20 protein-coding genes and 3 tRNA genes are annotated in these 21,930 nt (G+C 55.7%); 12 read left to right on the forward strand and 11 right to left on the reverse strand.

Going from position 1 to position 21,930, the window contains the following annotated elements; translation table 11 throughout:
- Positions 1–24 precede the first annotated feature (24 nt).
- Complete coding sequence (ecnB, locus tag ACQG0S_RS01995; protein ID WP_006178941.1) at positions 25–171, forward strand: lipoprotein toxin entericidin B; 147 nt, start codon at positions 25–27, stop codon at positions 169–171.
- Between the two features lie 37 nt (positions 172–208).
- On the opposite strand, the gene ACQG0S_RS02000 is transcribed toward ecnB, so the two are convergent.
- Complete coding sequence (locus tag ACQG0S_RS02000) at positions 209–808, reverse strand: helix-turn-helix transcriptional regulator (RefSeq protein WP_048965856.1); 600 nt, start codon at positions 806–808, stop codon at positions 209–211.
- Between the two features lie 262 nt (positions 809–1,070).
- On the opposite strand from ACQG0S_RS02000, the gene sugE reads away from it, so the two are divergent.
- Positions 1,071–1,388: a quaternary ammonium compound efflux SMR transporter SugE gene (gene sugE / locus ACQG0S_RS02005; protein ID WP_015572453.1), complete on the forward strand. Its 318-nt coding sequence runs from the start codon at positions 1,071–1,073 to the stop codon at positions 1,386–1,388.
- Here the strand turns inward: sugE and ACQG0S_RS02010 are convergent.
- Together ACQG0S_RS02010 and blaACT are read right to left on the reverse strand one after the other, a co-directional pair.
- On the reverse strand, positions 1,385–1,915 hold the full coding sequence (locus ACQG0S_RS02010) for a lipocalin family protein (RefSeq protein WP_032625173.1): 531 nt from the start codon (positions 1,913–1,915) through the stop codon (positions 1,385–1,387). The two genes, sugE and ACQG0S_RS02010, sit on opposite strands and share 4 nt — an antisense overlap.
- A gap of 157 nt (positions 1,916–2,072) precedes the next feature.
- Positions 2,073–3,218, reverse strand: a complete 1,146-nt coding sequence (blaACT, locus tag ACQG0S_RS02015; RefSeq protein WP_155024565.1) for an ACT family cephalosporin-hydrolyzing class C beta-lactamase — start codon at positions 3,216–3,218, stop codon at positions 2,073–2,075.
- Between the two features lie 132 nt (positions 3,219–3,350).
- Here blaACT and ampR point away from each other — a divergent pair, with 132 nt between their 5' ends.
- Positions 3,351–4,226: a LysR family transcriptional regulator AmpR gene (gene ampR, locus ACQG0S_RS02020; protein ID WP_048965660.1), complete on the forward strand. Its 876-nt coding sequence runs from the start codon at positions 3,351–3,353 to the stop codon at positions 4,224–4,226.
- A gap of 29 nt (positions 4,227–4,255) precedes the next feature.
- Here the strand turns inward: ampR and frdD are convergent, their stop codons facing one another.
- The 4 genes from frdD to frdA are packed head-to-tail and all read right to left on the reverse strand — an operon-like array spanning position 4,256 to position 7,549.
- A complete protein-coding gene (gene frdD / locus ACQG0S_RS02025; RefSeq protein ID WP_000609653.1) occupies positions 4,256–4,615 on the reverse strand; it encodes a fumarate reductase subunit FrdD in 360 nt (119 codons plus the stop codon).
- A gap of 10 nt (positions 4,616–4,625) precedes the next feature.
- Positions 4,626–5,021, reverse strand: a complete 396-nt coding sequence (gene frdC, locus ACQG0S_RS02030) for a fumarate reductase subunit FrdC (protein ID WP_048965659.1) — start codon at positions 5,019–5,021, stop codon at positions 4,626–4,628.
- A 10-nt stretch (positions 5,022–5,031) separates the two neighbouring features.
- A complete protein-coding gene (locus ACQG0S_RS02035; RefSeq protein WP_022646809.1) occupies positions 5,032–5,766 on the reverse strand; it encodes a succinate dehydrogenase/fumarate reductase iron-sulfur subunit in 735 nt (244 codons plus the stop codon).
- The gene (gene frdA / locus ACQG0S_RS02040) at positions 5,759–7,549 is read right to left on the reverse strand and encodes a fumarate reductase (quinol) flavoprotein subunit (protein WP_023305293.1); all 1,791 of its coding nucleotides are present in this window, start codon (positions 7,547–7,549) and stop codon (positions 5,759–5,761) included. The genes ACQG0S_RS02035 and frdA overlap by 8 nt, the downstream gene beginning before the upstream one ends.
- A 310-nt stretch (positions 7,550–7,859) precedes the next feature.
- Between frdA and epmA the strand changes: the two genes are divergently transcribed.
- Both epmA and yjeM read left to right on the forward strand, forming a co-directional pair.
- Positions 7,860–8,837 carry an elongation factor P--(R)-beta-lysine ligase gene (gene epmA, locus ACQG0S_RS02045; RefSeq protein ID WP_003855960.1) on the forward strand — a complete coding sequence of 326 codons (978 nt, stop codon included), beginning with the start codon at positions 7,860–7,862 and terminating at the stop codon, positions 8,835–8,837.
- Between the two features lie 178 nt (positions 8,838–9,015).
- Positions 9,016–10,515: a glutamate/gamma-aminobutyrate family transporter YjeM gene (yjeM, locus tag ACQG0S_RS02050; protein WP_048965658.1), complete on the forward strand. Its 1,500-nt coding sequence runs from the start codon at positions 9,016–9,018 to the stop codon at positions 10,513–10,515.
- A 40-nt stretch (positions 10,516–10,555) separates the two neighbouring features.
- On the opposite strand, the gene mscM is transcribed toward yjeM, so the two are convergent.
- The 3 genes from mscM to rsgA all read right to left on the reverse strand — a co-directional run bounded on the left by mscM (position 10,556) and on the right by rsgA (position 16,017).
- The gene (gene mscM / locus ACQG0S_RS02055) at positions 10,556–13,879 is read right to left on the reverse strand and encodes a miniconductance mechanosensitive channel MscM (RefSeq protein WP_022646812.1); all 3,324 of its coding nucleotides are present in this window, start codon (positions 13,877–13,879) and stop codon (positions 10,556–10,558) included.
- A gap of 19 nt (positions 13,880–13,898) precedes the next feature.
- A complete protein-coding gene (asd, locus tag ACQG0S_RS02060; RefSeq protein ID WP_022646813.1) occupies positions 13,899–14,867 on the reverse strand; it encodes an archaetidylserine decarboxylase in 969 nt (322 codons plus the stop codon).
- Positions 14,868–14,964: 97 nt separating this feature from the next.
- On the reverse strand, positions 14,965–16,017 hold the full coding sequence (gene rsgA / locus ACQG0S_RS02065) for a small ribosomal subunit biogenesis GTPase RsgA (protein ID WP_072202591.1): 1,053 nt from the start codon (positions 16,015–16,017) through the stop codon (positions 14,965–14,967).
- A 107-nt stretch (positions 16,018–16,124) separates the two neighbouring features.
- On the opposite strand from rsgA, the gene orn reads away from it, so the two are divergent.
- From orn to ACQG0S_RS02085, 4 genes are all read left to right on the forward strand, one after another.
- On the forward strand, positions 16,125–16,670 hold the full coding sequence (gene orn, locus ACQG0S_RS02070) for an oligoribonuclease (protein ID WP_003855965.1): 546 nt from the start codon (positions 16,125–16,127) through the stop codon (positions 16,668–16,670).
- A 196-nt stretch (positions 16,671–16,866) separates the two neighbouring features.
- Positions 16,867–16,942 (forward strand) — tRNA-Gly (locus ACQG0S_RS02075).
- Between the two features lie 45 nt (positions 16,943–16,987).
- A tRNA-Gly gene (locus tag ACQG0S_RS02080) sits at positions 16,988–17,063 on the forward strand.
- 45 nt (positions 17,064–17,108) lie between these two features.
- Positions 17,109–17,184, forward strand: a tRNA-Gly gene (locus ACQG0S_RS02085).
- A gap of 270 nt (positions 17,185–17,454) precedes the next feature.
- Here the strand turns inward: ACQG0S_RS02085 and queG are convergent.
- Positions 17,455–18,594 (reverse strand): tRNA epoxyqueuosine(34) reductase QueG, encoded by a 1,140-nt coding sequence (gene queG, locus ACQG0S_RS02090; protein WP_015572463.1) that lies wholly within the window; start codon positions 18,592–18,594, stop codon positions 17,455–17,457.
- Here queG and nnr point away from each other — a divergent pair.
- From nnr to amiB, 3 genes are read left to right on the forward strand one after another with little or no spacing between them, the layout of a single operon-like run.
- Positions 18,593–20,116 carry a bifunctional ADP-dependent NAD(P)H-hydrate dehydratase/NAD(P)H-hydrate epimerase gene (gene nnr / locus ACQG0S_RS02095; protein ID WP_048966073.1) on the forward strand — a complete coding sequence of 508 codons (1,524 nt, stop codon included), beginning with the start codon at positions 18,593–18,595 and terminating at the stop codon, positions 20,114–20,116. The two genes, queG and nnr, sit on opposite strands and share 2 nt — an antisense overlap.
- On the forward strand, positions 20,109–20,570 hold the full coding sequence (tsaE, locus tag ACQG0S_RS02100; protein ID WP_003855970.1) for a tRNA (adenosine(37)-N6)-threonylcarbamoyltransferase complex ATPase subunit type 1 TsaE: 462 nt from the start codon (positions 20,109–20,111) through the stop codon (positions 20,568–20,570). Before nnr ends, tsaE begins: the two co-directional genes overlap by 8 nt.
- A gap of 16 nt (positions 20,571–20,586) precedes the next feature.
- Positions 20,587–21,927, forward strand: coding sequence for an N-acetylmuramoyl-L-alanine amidase AmiB (amiB, locus tag ACQG0S_RS02105; protein ID WP_022646817.1), 1,341 nt, complete (start codon positions 20,587–20,589; stop codon positions 21,925–21,927).
- Positions 21,928–21,930: the final 3 nt, after the last annotated feature.

Below are 21,930 nucleotides of genomic sequence, written 5' to 3' on the forward strand. Positions count from 1 at the left end.
CTTTGGCTATAAAAGGAAGATATTATGGTTAAGAAAACAATTGCAGCGATCTTTTCTGTTCTGGTGCTTTCTTCGGTACTGACTGCATGTAACACCACCCGTGGCGTAGGGGAAGATATCTCCGACGGTGGTAGCGCGATTTCTGGCGCAGCAACTAAAGCTCAGAACTAATGTAAGCGACGGTACGGCAAGTTATTACACCGTACCGTCAATTCTCCACTTCCTGTAGCGATAAAAACGGCGAGTAGCGCGTATCCATATGCAGCTTCATGCGGATATTGCGTTTGTACGTATATACCGTTTTTCCGTTAATGCGAAGATTGCTGGCAATTTTCTGGTTGCTCGCACCATCCATCCACAAGGTCAGAACTCTTTCTTCCTGACGCGTCAGCAACGGTGCCGCCATTTTCGGTAGCTCCGCGCTCGCGCATGACGTTAGCGCATCGTTTATCACCGTCGCCAGTGCTTCCAGATCGGTATTTTTGGAGAGCGAAGACCATATCGGGAACTGCGCCAGATAATCAGTCATCTCCTGCTCCTGCCCTGATTGCAGCATAATAAAAGGCAGTGTTTCGCTGGCAATTAGCAGGGAGGAAAGCTGCTGAAAATGGTGTAAATCCTGCCGGAAGCCAGATAAATCAGCGATGACCAGCGCAGGTTTCCATTGCAGGATATGCTCTCTGGCGAGGAAAAGATTATTTACCCCGGTTACGACGAAATGACCCGAAAACAGGTCTGAATGATTGACCCAGGCTTCAAATCCCGCGCGGGTGAAGTGACAACGGTCAATCAAAAGAATTTTGAACATAAAATTTTCGCAGTCGGCTAGTGGTTTGGCTTCCTGCCATCAGAAAGCCTATCATCATAGAGAAGTCGGATGAGTCATAAATGCCTGAACTACGTGCCTTACTGAGGCTATTTCTTGCTTTAAGGTGTTCAGCAGAAAAAGTTTGAAAAAAAATTCCACGCTAACCAAAATAAGAGGCGCAACTTCTGCCTTGCGGGACGACCCGTAAGCGCTTCACTCATCGGGGACGGCCCCAACTTGTCTTTAAGTTAAGGAGCCTGAAATGTCCTGGATCGTTCTTGTTATTGCTGGTTTGCTCGAAGTGGTATGGGCAATTGGTCTGAAATACACCCACGGTTTTACCCGCCTGACGCCCAGCGTCATCACTATCGCCGCAATGATTGTCAGTATCGTCATGCTTTCATGGGCGATGCGAACCTTACCGGTCGGCACAGCTTACGCTGTCTGGACGGGAATTGGCGCGGTAGGGGCTGCCATTACCGGCATTCTGCTGCTGGGGGAGTCTGCGAGTCTGGCGCGCATCGCCAGCCTCGCGTTGATTGTCGCGGGTATCATCGGGTTAAAACTCAGTACGCACTAATGCGGCTGTTTTACCCAGATTAACTTCGTCACATCAAACCCTTGCCGGGTCGCTATGTCCAGCATCTGCTGTTTCATTTCCGCCGAGATCGTTGGCGTGCGTGAGAGGAGCCACAGATAGTTGCGATCCGGCCCACAGACCAGCGCGTGGCGGTACTCTCTGTCCAGCGCAATGACGTTATACCCGCCGTAGTATGGGCCGATGAAAGAGGCTTTCATGGCCGCGCGGTTAGATGCGCCGGTGAAATAGGCCTGACCAACTGACTGCTGCCACATCTGGCGATCCGGGTTATAGCCGCGGTTAATGACCCGGATCCCGCCGTCATCCATCGCGCTGTAGCTGACCGTGACTTTTTCTAAGCCCCGTTCGAACTGATGGTCCAGTCGGGCGATTTCATACCAGGTGCCGAGGAAGCGCTGTGCGTCGAAATTACTGACTACCGTGACGCCAGGCGGAGGAGTAGGGGAACTGCAAGCAACCACTAAAAACGCGGCTGTTACTGCGGCAATAACAGGCAGAATGCGCATAGGAGTTTCCTTACTGTTTTTTGTTAAGTGTAGATGACAGCAGGGAAAATGAGGGAGATTGTGCAGGGTGTTTTGCCGGGTGGCGGCTTCGCCTTACCCGGCCTTCAAAGTTCATGCGTTGTGTAGACCGGGTAAGCGCAGCGCCACCCGCAATGTTTTACTGTAGCGCGTCGAGGATATGGTATGCCGCCTCAACGCGTGCCGGGTTCGGATAGCTTTTATTCGCGAGCATCACAATACCGATCTGCTTTTCAGGAATAAAGGCCACGTAGCTGCCAAACCCGCCAGTAGAGCCCGTTTTATGGACCCAGGACGCTTTGACCGGGGGAGCCGGTGGATTCACTTCTGCCACGGGCAGCGGTGCCAGCGCCACCTTACTGTCGCTGCCCTCGATCACCGTGTTGGCCTCCACGGGCCAGTTGAGCATCTCCCAGCCCAGACCCTGATACATTGACCCGATACGCCAGTAGCGCGACTGCGCCAGCGCGATGCCCTGCTTAAGTGAGGCATCAGCAACCTTCTCCGGCGCCATATTTGCCATGACCCAGTTCGCCATATCCTGCACGTTGGTTTTCACGCCATAGGCTTGTGCATCCAGCATTCCCGGCGAAACGCGCACCGCTTTACCGTCACGATAGCCCCAGGCGTAATGCGCCTCTTCCGCTTTCGGAACGTTAATCCAGGTATGGTCCAGCTTGAGCGGCTTAAGGACCCGCGTCGTCATGGCCTGCTCATAGGGCATGCCGGAAGGTTTGACCGCCAGCGCGCCAAAAAGACCGATACTGGCGTTGGCGTAAAGACGCGTTGTGCCAGGCTTCCACTGCGGCTGCCAGTTTTGATAAAAGCGCAGCAGGGCGGCATTATCCGTGACCTCATCCGGTACCTGTAGCGGCAGGCCGCCAGCGGTGTAGGTTGCGAGATCCAGCATACGAATCCCCTGCCACTGCTTGCCCGTTAGCTGTGGCCAGTATCTGGTCACCGGATCGTCCAGCGAAATTTCACCGCGAGCAATGGCATCCCCTCCTAAAACCCCGGTGAAGGTTTTACTTATAGAACCCAGCTCGAACAGAGTCTGAGGCGTAACGGGTTTGCTGGCCGCGATATCGGCTTTGCCAAACGTGTAATAGTGCGGTTTACCCTGATAAATAACGGCCACCGCCATGCCTGGAATCGACTGGGCTTTCATCAGCGGGGTAACCGTATTCGCGACCACCTCCGCCAGCTGTTTTTCTGACACTGGCGCGGCGAGAGCAGAGCAAGAGATGCCGAGCAGCAGGGCGCAGCAAAGAGATTTTTTCATCATCAGTAATCTTCCGTAATAGCGAGTCAAGGGGATGTCCGGGCCCGTCAGACAGGCGTAGTCTGTTGGATTTGACTGTGCCTGACAAACGGTTAAATTTAGCATTAGCTGTTAATTTTTCTAACGGAAGAGACCATGACGCGAAGCTATCTCCCCCTCAATTCGCTTCGAGCCTTTGAAGCCGCCGCGAGACATCTCAGCTTTACGCATGCGGCCATTGAGCTGAATGTGACCCATTCAGCCATTAGCCAGCATGTGAAAACGCTGGAGCAGCACCTGAACTGTCAGCTGTTCGTTCGCGTGTCGCGCGGGCTGATGTTGACTACCGAGGGAGAAAACTTACTGCCGGTACTGAATGATTCGTTCGATCGTATAGCCGGAATGCTGGATCGCTTCGCTAACCATCGTGCGCAGGAGAAGCTGAAAATCGGCGTGGTGGGTACGTTTGCCATCGGGGTTTTATTCTCACAGCTGGACGATTTTCGCCGTGGCTATCCGCACATCGATCTTCAGCTTTCCACCCATAACAACCGCGTTGATCCGGCTGCCGAAGGGCTTGACTATACGATCCGCTACGGTGGCGGGGCGTGGCATGGCACCGAGGCTGAATTTCTTTGTCATGCGCCGCTCGCGCCGCTGTGTACGCCCGATATCGCCACCAGTCTGCACTGTCCGGCCGACATCCTCAGGTTTACGCTGCTGCGCTCCTACCGACGCGACGAGTGGACCGCGTGGATGCAGGCGGCCGGCGAGCACCCCCCTTCGCCAACGCACCGTGTGATGGTATTTGATTCGTCCGTGACCATGCTGGAGGCCGCTCAGGCAGGGGTAGGTATTGCCATTGCACCTGTCGATATGTTTACCCATCTGTTAGCCAGCGAGCGCATTGTGCAGCCCTTTGCAACGCAGATTGAACTCGGCAGTTACTGGCTGACCCGATTGCAGTCCCGGGCAGAAACGCCTGCCATGCGCGAATTTTCCCGGTGGCTGGTGGAGAAGATGAAAAAGTAAAAAGCCCGCCGGATGGCGGGCCTGTTCAGTCAGATGGTAACCACGGCAATCAACGTGACGACCGTCAGAATGGTCGCCAGACCGTAGAAGACCCATTTACCGCTTGGCACATGGATTTTCAAATCGTGCATCGCATGGTGGATACGGTGCAGACCACACCACAGCGGCAGGACGATCATCAGGAAGATGAACACCCGGCCAATAAAGCTGCTCGCAAAGGCCAGTACGCGCTCATAGCTCAGCGCATCGCCCGGAAACAGCCCCAGCGGCAGCATAATACCGACCAGCAGGATAATGACCGGGGCAATAATGGCGCTCCACATGCCGCCTGCGCCAAACAGCCCCCAGAAGACCGGCTCATCTGAACGTTTTGGATTTGGATTGATCACAGTAGTCTCCTTACCAGAACAGTGCGACAAACAGAATGACCACAGAGACAACTGCCGTCACTGCCCAGAGCCCTTTAATAACCAGCTCTGGCCCCATTTTTTCGCCTTTTACAATGATGTTCGCTGCTTTTGGTGCCAGTTCAAACCAGGTTTTGGTATGCAGTAGCGCGGCTGCGAGCACAATCAGATTCAGAACTACGATGATTGGGTTTTGCAGGAAACCCACAAAACTGGCCCAGGCTTCCGGGCCGTGCTTGAGGGCATACACCCCGTACATCAGTTCGAGGCTGAACCAGACCGCGGGAACTGCCGTGCCTTCACGCAGCATATAGAAGCGATAAAACGGCAGTTTTTTCCACCAGGTGGACGGCATTGGTCGCACGTAGGCTTTGCGTTTAGTCGTCATCATGCACTCCTTAGCGTGGTTTCAGGGTAGCGATAAGAAAGTCTTTCGAGCTTTCCACTTTTCCCTGCTGAATGGCGGCGGCCGGGTCGACATGCTTCGGACAGACTTCGGAGCAGTAACCGACAAACGTGCAGGTCCAGACCCCGTTCTGGCCGTTAAGCTGTGCCATACGTTCTTTTTTGCCGTGGTCGCGGCTGTCCTCGTTATAGCGGTGCGCCAGGGTAATGGCGGCCGGGCCGATAAACTCAGGGTTCAGGCCAAACTGTGGACAGGCGGCGTAGCACAGGCCGCAGTTGATGCAGCCGGAAAACTGATGGTATTTCGCCATCTGCGCGGGCGTTTGGGTGTTTGGCCCCTGATCCGGCGTGCGCGGGTTGCCGATGATGTACGGCTTAATCGCTTCGAGGCTTTCGATAAAGTGGGTCATGTCGACCACCAGATCGCGCTCAATCGGGAAGTTGCCCAGCGCTTCAACCTTGATGCCCTTGGTGTAATCACGCAGGAAAGTTTTACACGCCAGCTTCGGCACTTTGTTGACCATCATGCCGCAGGAGCCGCAGATTGCCATGCGGCAGGACCAGCGGTAGCTCAGGTCCGGGGCCAGGTTATCTTTGATATAGCCGAGCGCATCCAGCAGGGAGGTTTGCTCGTCGTAAGGGACTTCATAGAAAGCGCTGTGCGGCGCGGCGTCCACTTCCGGGTTGTAGCGCACCACTTCAACTTTCAGTTTTTGCATCTCAGCCATTCGCCTTCTCCTTCTTATCGGCGGCTTCTGCTTCTGCACCGTACACGCGTTTCGCCGGTGGCAGCGTAGTGATTTTCACGTCGCTGTAGTCCAGCCGGGTGGTACCATCCGCATCGCGCCAGGCGAGAGTATGTTTAAGGAAATTGACGTCGTCACGTTCGGTGCAGCCCTCATCCAGACGCTGGTGCGCGCCGCGGGACTCTTTACGCGCCAGGGCGGAATGGGCCATACACTCTGCGACGTTCAGGCCGTGGCCCAGTTCAATGGTATAGAGCAGGTCGGTATTGAAGACGCTGGAGGTGTCGGTGATGCGCACGCGCTTGAAGCGTTCCTGGAGTTCTGCCAGCTTGTCGACGGTTTTCTGCATCAGCTCTGGCGTACGGTAGATCCCGCAGCCTTCTTCCATCGACAGCCCCATTTCGTCGCGGATCTTCGACCAGTTTTCGTTACCTTCCTGGTTCACCAGGCCTTTCAGGCGTTTTTCGATGTCTGCAACCTGCGCATCCAGCGCCGCGCTGTTAGCTTCACCTGCCGTTGCGGCACGCTCCATCGCGCGTTCGCCCGCCATGCGACCAAAGACCACCAGCTCAGCCAGCGAGTTCGAGCCCAGACGGTTTGCGCCGTGCAGACCGACGGAGGAACACTCACCCACCGCAAATAGCCCTTTGATACGGGTTTCGCATTGCTGGTCGGTTTCGATACCGCCCATGGTGTAGTGCGCGGTTGGACGCACCGGGATCGGCTCTTTCACCGGGTCGACGCCCACATAGGCTTTTGCCAGCTCGCAAATAAACGGCAGACGCTCCAGCAGTTTCTTCTCGCCGAGATGACGCAGGTCGAGATGTACCACGTCGCCGCGCGGCGTTGAGATGGTGTTGCCTTTGCGCCACTCGTGCCAGAAAGCCTGAGAGACTTTGTCGCGTGGGCCGAGTTCCATGTATTTGTTTTTCGGCTCGCCAAGCGGGGTTTCCGGACCCATGCCGTAATCCTGCAAATAGCGATAGCCGTTTTTGTTGACCAGAATACCGCCTTCGCCGCGGCAGCCTTCCGTCATCAGAATACCGGAGCCCGGCAGGCCGGTTGGGTGATACTGGACGAACTCCATATCACGCAGCGGGACGCCGTGGCTGAGCGCCATGCCCATACCGTCACCGGTGACGATGCCGCCGTTGGTGTTGTAGCGGTATACGCGGCCCGCACCGCCCGTTGCCATCACCACCGCCTTAGCGCGGATCTGGACGAGCGTGCCTTCCATCATGTTCATTGCAACCAGTCCGTGCGCATGACCGTCGTCGACCAGAATGTCGAGAACGAAATGTTCGTCAAAGCGCTGGATTTGTGGGAACTGGAGGGAGGTCTGGAACAGGGTGTGCAGCATGTGGAAGCCGGTCTTATCGGCGGCAAACCAGGTGCGTTCGATCTTCATGCCACCGAAGCGGCGGACGTTGACGCTCCCGTCCGGACGGCGGCTCCAAGGACATCCCCACTGTTCCAGCTGGGTCATTTCCGTTGGGCAATGGTGCACGAAGTAATCAACGACATCCTGTTCGCAAAGCCAGTCGCCCCCTGCAACCGTGTCGTGGAAATGGTATTCGAAGCTGTCATGATCCTGCGCGACGGCGGCGGATCCTCCTTCTGCGGCTACCGTGTGGCTGCGCATCGGATAGACTTTTGAAATCAATGCGATTTTGGCGTTCGGATTGGCTTGTGCCGCAGCAATTGCAGCGCGTAATCCAGCCCCGCCAGCGCCTATTACGGCAAGATCGGCTTGAAAAGTTTGCACGACATTCCTCCAGATTTTTGTTTTCCCGCAACGTGATGAGCTAAAGGACGTTCACCTGCCCGAACGGACGATTGCGGAAGCGATTCCACTGCTCCTTTATGGGTAAAACAGTATAACCGCGTAGAAGTGAGGGAAATTTGACGTGTTCGATTTTTTTGCTGTTCTGTGCGGTGATTTATCATCGTGATTAATGAATGGCGTCACAGTATTTCTCTGTGCAATGAAAAGGGGCTTTTACTGTGCAAAATTTGTCTCTGCCCCGGCTTGCGAGTAGACTTCGTGCCCTTGTCTGAAAACGGAGAAATAACTCATGAGCGAAACGGCCACCTGGCAGCCGAGCGCATCCATTCCAAACCTGCTAAAGCGCGCAGCAATTATGGCGGAGATCCGCCGCTTCTTTGCGGATCGCGGCGTCCTGGAGGTGGAAACGCCGTGCATGAGTCAGGCGACGGTCACGGATATTCATCTGGTCCCGTTTGAAACCCGTTTTGTTGGCCCAGGCCACTCTCAGGGCATGAATCTGTATCTGATGACCAGCCCGGAATACCATATGAAGCGTCTGCTGGCGGCCGGGTGTGGTCCGGTCTATCAGCTGTGCCGTAGCTTCCGTAATGAAGAGATGGGCCGACACCATAATCCGGAATTCACTATGCTGGAGTGGTACCGCCCGCACTACGACATGTATCGTCTGATGAACGAAGTCGACGATCTGCTCCAACAGGTGCTGGATTGCGCGGAAGCTGAAACGCTCTCCTATCAGCAGGCCTTCCAGCGTCATCTGGAAATTGATCCGCTGTCGGCTGATAAAACACAGCTGCGTGAAGTGGCGGCAAAACTGGATCTGAGCAACGTGGCGGATAACGAAGAGGATCGCGACACGCTGCTGCAACTGCTGTTCACCTTTGGTGTTGAACCGCAGATTGGCAAAGATCGTCCGACGTTTGTCTATCACTTCCCGGCCAGCCAGGCTTCACTGGCGCAGATCAGCACCGAAGATCACCGCGTGGCGGAGCGCTTTGAGGTGTACTTTAAAGGCATCGAGCTGGCGAACGGTTTCCATGAGCTGACCGACGCGCGCGAACAGCAACAGCGTTTCGAGCAGGATAACCGCAAGCGCAACGCGCGCGGTCTGCCGCAGCAGCCGATTGACACCAACCTGCTGGAAGCGCTTAAAGCCGGTCTGCCGGACTGCTCCGGCGTGGCGCTGGGTGTGGATCGCCTGGTCATGCTGGCGCTGGGCGCAGAACAACTGGGCGATGTGATTGCCTTTACGGTCGATCGCGCATAAAGGATTGCCGGGTGGCGCTGTCGCTTACCCGGCCTACTTGGTCATTTAACTCTGCCACATTAAAAACTACTATCTTCTCTATGCACGGGTCTTTTTCTTAATTTGACTCGGATAGCCACAATATTTGTCTGGTCATCTGCTACCATCCGCGCAGTTTAATTCCGTTTCGGATGGTTATATGTCTCACTCACTCAAAAAAATGACCCTTACCGGGCTCATCCTGATGATTTTTACGTCAGTTTTTGGCTTTGCCAATAGCCCGTCCGCGTTTTATCTGATGGGCTACAGCGCGACGCCGTTTTATATCGTTTCCGCGCTGTTCTTCTTTATTCCGTTTGCGCTAATGATGGCGGAGATGGGGTCGGCGTACAGGAAAGAAGAAGGCGGCATCTATTCGTGGATGAACAACAGCGTCGGTCCGCGTTATGCGTTTATCGGTACGTTCATGTGGTTTTCATCCTATGTCGTCTGGATGGTCAGCACGGCGGCCAAGGTCTGGGTGCCGTTCTCAACGTTTCTCTTCGGTGCGGATAAAACGCAGGTCTGGTCTCTGGCGGGGCTGAGTTCCACACAGGTGGTCGGTATTCTGGCGGTGTGCTGGATGGTGGTTGTCACGCTGGTGGCCTCGAAAGGCATCAACAAAATTGCCCGTATCACTGCCGTTGGCGGAATTTCCGTGATGTGCCTGAACCTGGTGCTGCTGCTGGTCAGCATCGCTATTCTGTGCCTGAACGGCGGGCATTTCGCACAGGAAGTCAACTTCGTTTCATCGCCTAATCCGGGTTACCAGTCCGGGCTGGCCATGCTCTCCTTCGTGGTGTTTGCCATCTTTGCTTACGGTGGAATTGAAGCCGTGGGCGGGCTGGTCGATAAAACCGAAAACCCGGAAAAGAACTTCGCCAAAGGCATTATCTTTGCCGCCATCGTCATTTCCATTGGCTACTCGCTGGCGATTTTCCTCTGGGGCGTCAGCACCAACTGGCAGCAGGTACTGAGCAATAACACCACCAACCTCGGCAACATTACCTACGTGTTGATGAAAAGCCTGGGGGTGACGCTGGGCAACGCCATGGATCTCGCGCCGGAAACGTCGGCCACCCTGGGGATCTGGTTTGCGCGGATTACCGGTTTGTCGATGTTCCTCGCCTATACTGGCGCGTTCTTCACGCTGATTTACTCGCCGCTGAAAGCGATTATTCAGGGGACGCCAAAGGCGCTGTGGCCCGCACGTATGACGCAGCTGAACGCTGCCGGTATGCCTGCCAACGCAATGTGGATGCAGTGCATGCTGGTGTGCGTGTTCATTCTGCTGGTGTCCTTCGGCGGCGATACCGCGTCGGCGTTCTATAACAAGCTGACCCTGATGGCAAACGTATCGATGACGCTTCCGTACCTATTCCTGGCGCTGGCGTTCCCGTTCTTTAAGGCGAAGCGGGATCTGGAGCGACCGTTTGTGATCTTCAAAACCCGCATGGCGACGCTGCTGGCGACCACTGTTGTGGTGCTGGTCGTCGCGTTCGCCAACATCTTTACCGTCATTCAGCCCGTGGTTGAGGCAAATGACTGGAGCAGCACGCTGTGGATGGTTGGCGGACCGATCTTCTTCTCGCTGCTGGCAATGGGGATTTATGAGAACTACCGCCGCCGCATGATGACCTGCGTGGCAGAAGTGGCATAGCGGATGAAAAAACCCCTCCCGGAAGGGAGGGGGAAATGGATTATAAACTTCCCGCCGGGCGCGAACGCGCCGCAGACGTCAACGTTCTTCCCGTCTTACGTCCGTCCAGCGTTTCCAGACGCATCTGGAAAGGTGGGAACGGCATATCAATTCCGTGCTCGCGGAAGCCAGCCAGGATCAGCTGGTGGATCTCATGGCGCAGCGGCATACGGTGTCCCATCTCGGCGGCGTAGATACGCAGCTCGAAAATCTGGATCCCCTGCTGCAAATCAACCAGGAAGACTTCCGGCGGCGGGTTGTCGATCACCAGCGAACAGCGTTCAGCAGCCGTATACAGGATCTGCGTCACCTCTTCGCTGTTGGCATCCGACGGAGCGGGTACGGTCAGCACCACACGCGTGACGGAGTCAGACAGCGACCAGTTAATAAACTGCTCGGTGATAAACGCTTTGTTCGGAACGATGATCTCTTTACGGTCCCAGTCGCTGATGGTGGTGGCGCGGGTGTTGATCCTGGTGACGCTGCCGGTCAGATCGCGGATGGTCACCGTATCGCCAATTCGAATCGGCTTTTCAAACAGAATGATCAGACCCGAGACGAAGTTGGCAAAGATCTCCTGTAAACCAAAGCCCAGGCCTACGGTCAGGGCGGCAACCAGCCATTGCAGTTTTGACCATTCGATACCAATCATCGAGAAGCCAACCAGCCCACCAAACAGCATGATTAAATACTTGGTAATGGTGGTGATCGCATAGCCTGTGCCGGGGGTTAAATCCAGATGCTGCAACAGCGCCAGCTCCAGCAGGGCAGGGAAGTTACGGATCAGCTGTGTGGTGATAATGAGTACCAGAATCGCAATCAGCACGGCCCCTAAGGTGATGGGCTCCAGGCTTTCGACCCCCTGCACCGTCGACGTCACATCCCACAAAGAGATGTTCTCCAGGAAGCCAAACGCAGAGTGGATTTCCGACCACAGGAAGATCACCGACAGCAGGGCAACCAGCATCAGAATTGAGCGTACCAGCCGCAGGGACTGGGTACTGATCGCATCGAGATCCAGTTCGACGTCATCGGCGTCTGAAGTCCCTTCGGTGCTGTTGACGTGGTTCGGCTCTTCCTCACCCCGCGCGCGCTGGGCCAGTATTTCTGCGCGACGATGTTTGGCACGGTCAAACGCCAGACGACGACGCTGGATCAGCATGCCGCGGCGAATAACATGGTAGACCACCAGCAGCAGGAACCAGATAGCTACTGACGTTTCCAGTCGTGCGAGCAGCGCTTGCGATGTGGCGAGATAACCGACAGCCGCCGCCAGCATCGCCGCCAGCGGCGCGCTAAGCAGCAGGTTCCACAGCAGACGGTTAAACATGTTATCGCCACTGCCGGACTTGTCGAGATAAAGCGGGATCCCGGCGCGCTTCAGGCTGAGCGTCACTACCGCTAATGCCCCGCAGATCAGCATAAAGCACAGCCGTCCCAGCGAGCCGGAGAACTCCCGGTCATTGAGGTTATCGAACATGATCAGCGCCATAATCAGCGGCACAATCAGCCCGATGCTCATCAGGTAATAGCGCATCGCCCGCGCCACGCGATTACGCGGCCAGCCAAAGTGAGCGATGAACAGACCATTTGGCCGCGCAAACGTGGCGCAAATCATCACCACCCACAGCAGCGGAACGGTGGCGGTCACGCCATCGCCAATTGCGACGGCAAGCGGATAGGGCCAGGCTTCACGCAGGCCGTATCCGAGCGTCATCCACAGCACCGGCAGCGGAGACGCGACCAGAATTGACCAGAACACTGTACGCAGCGTCAGCCAGAAGTGATCCTGTGTCACTTTCCCCACACGGGCGCTGGAGCGCTCAAGGAAACGGGTGAAGTGGCGACGGGAATAAATACTGAAACCCACCAGAATCAGTGCCCCCAGCAGCGGGAAGATGGTCTCCTTACTGGTGAGCATCATCACGCTGGCGAGACCCAGCTGGCTGAAGGTGTCCAGCGAAATGAGGCGGCGCAGATCCTGCACGATCTCGATCGGCCAGGCGAAGGTCATCGGCCGCACGTCGGAGGTCCAGAACAGGTAACGGTGCGTGGCTTCGTTGACCTCTTTCAGCGCGTCCTCCAGCTGGCTGTTTGAGACTTTCAGCTTGGTGAGTTCGAGGATCAGCGTATCGCCCCCCTGCAACAGGGAATTGAGCAGTTCGCGTTGGGTGCGCAGCTGCGCTTCCAGAATACGGCTTTGCTCGCCGGTGAGCGGCTGTCCGTCAGCCTGACGGATCTGGCGGATTTGCGGCTGCTTATTAAGAAGGTCTTCATAATGAAGACGCTGAACGCGCAGCTGCGCCATCTCCGTATCAAGCTGCTGCGGTTTTGGCATCTCTGGCAGACGAGCCACCTGTGCGCGTAACGCTTCGCCCAACAGGTTAGATGAGCCAAGCCACTGGGACTGTTCACGCAGCGTGTTGAGAGCCTGACGAACCTGGAGGGTTTGATTAGTGGCCTGACGCTGCTGCGAGGCCACCAAATCCATGCGCTGCGCCTGCTGATTCAGCGCGGCAGAAAGCTCGCGGTTAACCTTAAACTGGGCGACGATGCTGTCGGGCAGGTTAGCGCTGTTTTCGGCCAACAACTCGGTGCTTTCCAGCGCACGTTCAGCTTCACGCTGACGCTGGCTGTTGAGTTGATTTCTCAGCGCCTGGAGATACGCATCCAGCTGTTCGCTCTGCTTCTGCGCCAGTTCCGAACGCATCCGTGACAGCTCCTGGCGGTTGTTAGCAGAAAGCTGTGCCAGCTCCAGTTCATCAACCAGTGCTTTAAGTCTGGCGGATTCCGCCTGTAGCCCAAGATTTTGGGCCTGATTCTGCGGGGTGTTGCCGGTCTGCGTCCCAATGCGGCGTTCCACCTCATTTAACTGACGGCGGGCATCGGTTTGCTGCTGTGGAAGCTGACTGAGAGAGTCGGCAATTTCACGCGCCCGTTCCTGCTCCTGCTGTGCCAGACGGCTTTTTTCCAGCAGCTGGCTGCTGACTTGCAGGATCTCCTGATTCAGCGCCTCGGACGTCATCCCTGCGGGTACCTGGCGTGGTTCATCACGCAGGCTGTTTAACTGCGAGCGCAGGGTCTGAGAGAGTTTGGGGAAGTTGTCGATAACCTGCTGATATTGCTGGGCGCGCTCAAGAGAACCCTTTCGTTCCTCAAGTGCGTTCAGTGCAGACTGGAGCGACTCAACGGCCTCCGGCTGAGCGGGTTTCGCCGCTTTTGCCTGCTCCAGCTCCTGGGTTATCTGTTTGGCGTCGGGGGCCGTCGCTGCGTACGCCCCCATGCTGAGGCACCAGGCCATCAGTAATACGATAATCGGGCGCACGTCAGCGATCCTTCTGTTGTTAACCTTCGTCTTTTTTGTCGTCAACCAGCGGGCTGGCATCGTGCTCGGCTTTGATCTCTTCTTCCGGCAACGGGGCTGGCGCAACGTCTGGCGTTGCAAAGACCTCCGTCGATACTGCCAGAGGCTGGCCGAGTTTGGTCACGGACAGGCTTTCCAGCTCGTCGACAAGGTTAACTTTGCCCGGTGCGAACAGGTTGATTACCGTTGAGCCCAGCTTGAAGCGTCCCATCTCCTGACCTTTCAGCAGGGCCACAGAACCTTCTTCTTCCCCGGCAGGCCAGGTCCAGCGCTTGATCACGCCTTCGCGTGGCGGCGTAATGGTGCCCGCCCAGACGGTTTCGATGCTGCCCACAATGGTAGCACCTACCAGAATCTGCGCCATTGGGCCAAATTCAGTATCAAACAGGCAGATGACGCGCTCGTTACGGGCAAACAGGTTAGGGACGTTTTGCGCCGTCAGGTGGTTTACAGAGAACAGATCCCCCGGCACGTAGATCATCTCGCGCAGGATGCCGTTACACGGCATATGAACGCGGTGGTAGTCGCGCGGGGAGAGATAGGTGGTCGCGAAAGTCCCGTTGCGGAACAGATCCGCCATTATGTAGTTACCGGCCAGCAACGCTTCCAGGCTGTAGTTATGGCCTTTCGCCTGCAAAATTTTGTCATCTTCAATTTTACCCAGCTGGCTGATCACGCCGTCAGCAGGCATCACCAGCACGTTCGGGTCGGTATTCAGCGGGCGCACTTCGTCGCGCAGCGGACGCACAAAAAATTCGTTGAAGGTGCGGTAGCTTGCCGTATCCGGCTTCTGCGCTTCTTTCATGTCGACCTTGTAGTATTTCACGAACAGGTCGATGACCAGTTTGGTCAGCCAGCCCGCTCGTTTGCTCGCGCCCCAGCCCGCCAGGCGAGTGAGCCACAGTTTAGGCAGAATGTATTGAAGCGAAAGTTTAAATGAGTTTAACAAGGTAGCCTCCAGGCCATTGTTTTGTCGTTCCTGATCCGGCAGTACGCTGCCGGAACCTGAAAAAAGGGGACGATTTTAGCGACGCTTAGCTTAGTTGTCAGTTATCAGAATCAGAAAAGTTTTTACGCGTTTTTACCTGGTCCATGCTTTCGAGAATACGATGGTAATTTTCGAAACGGGTTTCCGCTATTTCACCGTTCTCCACCGCTTCGCGGATGGCGCAGCCCGGATCGTTGTCATGTTTACAGTCGCGGTATTTGCAAGCGCCTATATAGTCATGGAATTCGACAAATCCGTTAAAGATTTGTTCCGGCTCGAGATGCCAGAGACCAAATTCACGCACACCCGGGGAGTCAATCACATCGCCGCCGTGCGGGAAGTGATAGAGACGTGAGGCGGTGGTGGTGTGCTGGCCCAGCCCGGAGACGTCCGACACATCGTTGGTCAGGATTTCTTGCTGAAGGCCGAGCAGGTTGTTAAGCAGGCTCGATTTACCCACGCCAGACTGCCCTGCAAAGATACTGATGCGGTCGGTCAGCGCATCTTCTAACGGCTTCAGGCCATCTTTGGTGCGGCTGGAAACCATCAAAACGCGATAACCAATATTGCGATAGATATCCATCTGCTCATTCACAAAGGCCATGGCCTCGTCATCCAGCAGATCGATTTTATTCAGCACGATGAGCGGCTCAACCTGTAGCGTTTCGCAGGCCACCAGGTAACGGTCAATAATGTTGAGCGAAAGTTCGGGTAAAATCGCTGAAACGATCACGATCTGGTTGATATTGGCGGCAATGGGCTTTACGCCGTCGTAGAAATCAGGACGGGTCAGAACCGACGTGCGTTCATGTACGGCTTCAACGATACCTTTAACCGTTACCCCTTCCGCAGCCGCTTTGCCTGGACGCCAGACCACGCGGTCACCGGTCACCAGGGAACGGATGGTGCGACGGATATTGCAACGGTGGATGTCCCCGTCGGCAGACTCGACATCGGCATGCATACCGAAGCGGCTAATCACCACGCCTTCCGTCGCTTCGCCAAACAGGTTGTCGTCGTAATCGGGCTTCTCCGTAGTGGTTTTAAGACGGCGCTGGTGATTTGCATTCACGCGGCGCTGCTGCCCTTTGGAGAGTTTATTTTTACTCAATCGCGCTGGCTCCTGGTCGCCCATAGCGGGCAAAACCTCTATGATACACTCTAATTAATACTAGTTAACCTGCTACTGCCGGTTAAGCGAGAAGGGTGGAAAATAACATGAGCGCGGACGAAAACAACCTGATTTGGATCGATCTGGAGATGACCGGCCTGGATCCCGAGCGCGATCGCATTATTGAGATCGCCACACTGGTCACCGATGCCAACCTCAATATTCTGGCGGAAGGCCCAACGATTGCCGTGCACCAGTCCGATGACCAGCTTGCGCTGATGGATGAGTGGAACGTGCGTACCCATACTGGCAGCGGGCTGGTGGAACGCGTGAAGGCCAGCACTCTGGGCGACCGCGAAGCGGAGCTGGCGACGCTTGAGTTTCTGAAGCAGTGGGTGCCGGCAGGAAAATCGCCTATCTGTGGCAACAGCATTGGGCAGGATCGTCGTTTCCTGTTTAAGTACATGCCGGAGCTGGAGTCCTACTTCCACTACCGCTATCTGGATGTGAGCACCTTAAAAGAGCTGGCCCGCCGCTGGAAACCGGAAATTCTCGACGGCTTCACAAAGCAGGGGACGCACCAGGCAATGGACGACATCCGTGAGTCTGTTGCGGAGCTGGCGTACTATCGCGAAAACTTTATTAAGCTTTAATTTTGCGATCCGGCGCCTTGCGTGGCCGGGTTTTTGTCGCTAAATTGTTCAGCTTGCCGATTAAATAAGCACTTGAACTGAATTTCAAAAAAATCGCTTTGAGGGGGGTTGCAGCTAAACGGATTTCTCGTATAATGCGCCTCCCGTAACGACAGAGAATTACACGTTACGACAGCAACAAAAGCAGTACAGATTTGCGGGAATAGCTCAGTTGGTAGAGCACGACCTTGCCAAGGTCGGGGTCGCGAGTTCGAGTCTCGTTTCCCGCTCCAAAATTTGAAAAGTATCGCAAGATACGCCAGCACCAGAACACCCAAGCGGGAATAGCTCAGTTGGTAGAGCACGACCTTGCCAAGGTCGGGGTCGCGAGTTCGAGTCTCGTTTCCCGCTCCAAAATTTGAAAGTATCGCAAGATACGCACAGCACCAGAATACCCAAGCGGGAATAGCTCAGTTGGTAGAGCACGACCTTGCCAAGGTCGGGGTCGCGAGTTCGAGTCTCGTTTCCCGCTCCAAATTCTTCTTCTTTCCTAAATTATCCACAGCGAAATGCTTCGTTGGGGACGTTTTCTATTGTATCTGAAACACTCTTGTAAACAGAGTTATCCACAGAAACTGTGATAAATCCCAGTTGTACAAAATGTTAGCAGGGTGAATAATATCTTCGTAATTAACTGTAATCTATGAAGAAAATTTGATTTCAAAATGTTATTGAGATCACTTGACCTGTTTGCTAAACCTTATGGCGCCTGAATTCTTATTTTTATTCACAGCCTGTGAATATATCACACATCCCGTGGCAGCCCTTTTTCAATCACCCTGACCAGGCGCTGTTTCTTCGGTAACTGCACTTCAACCACGCCGGCATTTCGCTTCTCAATTTGCTGCGCAATCGCCCATTCTATGTGCTCATCAAGAAGTGGGTGCTCACCTCTGCGGCTTTCGAGCGCCTGAAGATTGGCTTCATCCCATGGGGCATTACCCAGCGCAACGGCCACATTACGCAGCCAGCGCAGGTGGCCAATACGACGTATGGCGGAACCTTCCGTCACCTTCAGGAACCAGGCTTCGCTCCAGGCGAACAGTTCGATCAACTGCGGGGCATGTAACGCCTTGCGGGGACTGAAGTCTTCTTCGTCCGTCAACTGTGAATAACGGTTCCACGGACAAATCAGTTGGCAGTCATCACAGCCGTAGATGCGGTTGCCAATAAGCGGACGAAATTCCTCTGGAATAGCACCTTCCAGCTCGATGGTGAGATAAGAGATACAGCGGCGCGCATCAACGGTATAGGGTTCAACGATAGCGCCCGTTGGGCAGATGGTCATACAGGCCACGCAGCGGCCACACCCTTCTTCCACCGGACCGTCTACCGGCAGGGGTAAATCAATCAACAATTCACCCAGGAAAAAGAATGAGCCCGCGTCGCGGCTTAAGATAAGTGAGTGCTTACCTGTCCAGCCAAGCCCGGCTTTTTCGGCGATCGGGCGCTCAAGAATAGGCGCAGAATCGACAAAGGGTCTAAAATTCAGCGAAACACAGTGCTGCTGAATGGTTTCCCCGAGCTTTTTTAGACGGTTGCGCAGAAGTTTATGGTAATCACGTCCCAGAGCGTATCGGCTGACGTAACCCAGCGAAGGATTTTTTAGCGTGCGCGCAAAGGCCGCGTTAGCGGGCAGATAGTTCATGCGTACGCTAATGACGCGCAGCGTACCCGGCAACAGCTCGTGGGGGCGGGCACGCATCATACCGTGGCGCGCCATCCACTCCATCTCGCCGTGGTATTGTTTATCCAGCCATGCCTGTAGCTTAGGCTCGCTGGCAGAGAGGTCGGTATCGGTAATACCGACCTTCTGGAAGCCCAGTTCAGCACCCCACTGTTTTATTTTTTGCGCTAATTCATTGAGATCGAGGGGCTGTGACATGACGGACCATACTGTGAAGAAAAACCCCGCAAGTATACCACATTCCATCTGGCATGCGGATGACCTCCGTCGGGCCGAAAAAGAGGCCGCAGATAGCCTGGGCGTTACCCTTTATGAACTGATGCAGCGCGCGGGCGAGGCGGCGTTTAACATAGCGCGCACGGCTTATCCGGATGCCTCGCACTACCTGATTCTGTGCGGGCACGGCAATAACGGTGGCGATGGCTATGTGGTGGCTCGTCTTGCGGTGGCGGCGGGGCTGCGCGTTACCCTGCTGGCGCTGGAGAGCGACAAGCCGCTACCGGAAGAGGCTGGCATGGCGAGAGAGGCCTGGCTGAATGCGGGGGGCATTATTCATGCGCCTGATATTATCTGGCCCGAGGATGTCGACGTGATTGTTGATGGTCTGCTGGGGACGGGGCTGATGCGCGCGCCTCGCGATGACGTCGCCGCGCTGATTACCCACGCTAATGCGCACCCCGCCCCGGTGGTGGCGCTGGATATTCCCTCCGGCCTGATGGCGCAAACCGGCGCGACGCCGGGCGTGTCGATTGAGGCTGCGCACACCGTGACCTTTATCGCCCTGAAGCCGGGTTTGCTTACCGGTAAAGCGCGGGATGTCGTGGGGACGTTACATCACAACGCACTGGGGCTGGAAAACTGGCTGGCTGGACAGGATACCCACATCACCCGCTTTGATGCCTCCCTGCTTGCTCAGTGGCTGCCTCCGCGCCGCCCCACATCCCATAAGGGTGATCATGGCCGGCTGCTGATTATCGGTGGCGATCATGGCACGGCAGGTGCGATTCGCATGACAGGAGAGGCCGCGTTGCGCAGCGGTGCCGGATTAGTACGCGTGCTGACCCGCAGCGAAAACATTCCGCCGATTATTACCGCGCGGCCGGAGCTGATGGTCCACGAGCTTGCCCCACAGGCGATTGAAGAGGGTCTTGAGTGGGCGGACGTGGTAGTCATTGGTCCGGGCCTGGGTCAGCAGGAGTGGGGTAAACGGGCCCTGCAAAAGGCCGAGAATTTTCGTAAGCCGATGCTCTGGGATGCCGACGCGCTTAACCTTCTGGCAATAAACCCGGATACGCGTCACAATCGCATTCTGACGCCGCACCCCGGCGAAGCCGCACGGCTGCTTAACTGTAGCGTGGCAGAAATTGAAAGCGATCGCTTACTTTCAGCCCAACGTCTGGTAAAACGTTACGGAGGTGTTGCCGTTTTGAAAGGGGCGGGGACCGTTATTGCCAGCGATGATGCGATGGGCATCGTTGATGCCGGTAATGCAGGCATGGCGAGCGGCGGCATGGGTGATGTGCTCTCTGGCATCATTGGCGCATTGCTCGGACAGAAACTTCCCCTTTATGATGCAGCCTGTGCTGGCTGCGTGGCCCACGGTGCGGCGGCTGACAGGCTGGCTGCTCGTTACGGAACGCGCGGTATGCTGGCCACCGATCTTTTTTGCACGCTGCGGCGTGTTGTTAACCCGGATGTGATTGACGTAGAAAATGACTAATCGAGCGATTCCTTTACCTGATGAACAAGCCACTTTAGATCTCGGCAAGCGCGTGGCGCAGGCCTGTCAGGGGGCGACCGTCATTTATCTGTATGGTGATTTAGGCGCGGGTAAAACAACCTTCAGCCGTGGTTTTTTGCAGGCGTTAGGCCATAACGGGAACGTAAAAAGCCCGACTTATACGCTAGTAGAACCGTACACGCTTGAAAATATCATGGTGTACCACTTTGATTTATATCGTCTTGCGGATCCTGAGGAGCTGGAATTTATGGGGATCCGCGATTACTTTGCCAACGACGCCATTTGCCTGGTGGAGTGGCCGCAACAAGGTGCGGGTGTGCTGCCTGACCCGGATGTCGAAATTCACTTGGATTATCAGGCACAAGGGCGTGAGGCGCGCATCAGTGCGGTTTCCTCATCAGGCTGTTCCTTACTGGCGCGTTTAGCCGGTTGAGCGTAGGGATAACGGGATGATTAATCGCGTTAAAGGTTGGATTTTGGCAGCCACGGTTCTGCTGTGCGCGCAGGCCGGTGCGGCCAGCCTCTCGGATATTCAGGTGTCGAATGGCGATAGCCAGGCCCGCATTACCTTCAGCTTTATGGGCGATCCTGAATATGCTTTCTCACAAATCGACAGCCGCAGCGTGGCGCTCGATATTAAACAGTCCGGGGTGATCCAGGGGCTGCCGCTCCAGTTCAGCGGCAACAATCTGGTGAAAAGCATCCGTTCGGGGACGCCGAAGGATGCACAGTCTCTGCGTCTGGTGGTCGATCTCACCGAAAAGGGCAAAACGAAGGCGGTTAAGCAGCAAAACGGCGCCAGTTATACGGTGGTTTTTACCATTAATGCTGATGTTCCGCCGCCGCCACCGCCTGCACCTGTGGTAGCAAAACGCGTAGAAGCGCCGGTTTATACCCCAAGGCCGTCTGAGCCAGCCCGTAATCCGTTTAAATCACAAAATGACCGACTTACCGCCGTGACCAGCAGCAACACGGTGACGCGTCCGGCGGTCAGCGCGCGGCGAACGCCGGTCAGTGGCGACAAAGTGATTATCGCCATCGACGCCGGACACGGCGGGCAAGATCCTGGCGCGATTGGCCCGGGCGGCACGCGGGAGAAAAACGTCACTATCGCCATTGCCCGTAAGCTGCGTGCGCTTCTGAATGACGATCCGATGTTTAAAGGGGTCATGACCCGCGACGGAGATTATTTTATTTCAGTGATGGGACGCTCGGATGTGGCGCGTAAGCAAAACGCCAACTTCCTGGTGTCGATTCACGCGGATGCTGCGCCGAACCGTAACGCCACCGGCGCGTCGGTATGGGTGCTGTCGAACCGTCGTGCCAACAGTGAAATGGCGAACTGGCTTGAAGAGCACGAGAAGCAGTCTGAACTGTTAGGCGGGGCAGGCGATGTGCTGGCAAACAGCCAGGCCGATCCGTATCTCAGCCAGGCGGTACTGGATTTACAGTTCGGTCATTCTCAGCGCGTCGGGTATGATGTCGCCACTAACGTACTCAACCAGCTGCAAAGCGTCGGATCGCTGCATAAGCGTCGTCCGGAACATGCGAGCCTCGGTGTCCTGCGTTCGCCGGATATTCCGTCGATTCTGGTAGAGACGGGTTTTATCAGTAATCACGGTGAAGAGCGTTTACTGGGAAGCGACAGCTATCAGCAGCAAATTGCTGAAGCGATTTATAACGGTCTGCGTAAATACTTTGACGCGCATCCGCTTCAGTCTGCGCCGCAGGGCGGGGCAGCCCAGACGGCAAGCGCCGCGCTGCCGGGTGAGATGACCGCGACTAATTAAGGA

It is taken from the genome of Enterobacter cloacae complex sp. 418I7 (genome assembly GCF_050030705.1).
Classification (GTDB): Bacteria; Pseudomonadota; Gammaproteobacteria; order Enterobacterales; family Enterobacteriaceae; genus Enterobacter; species Enterobacter intestinihominis.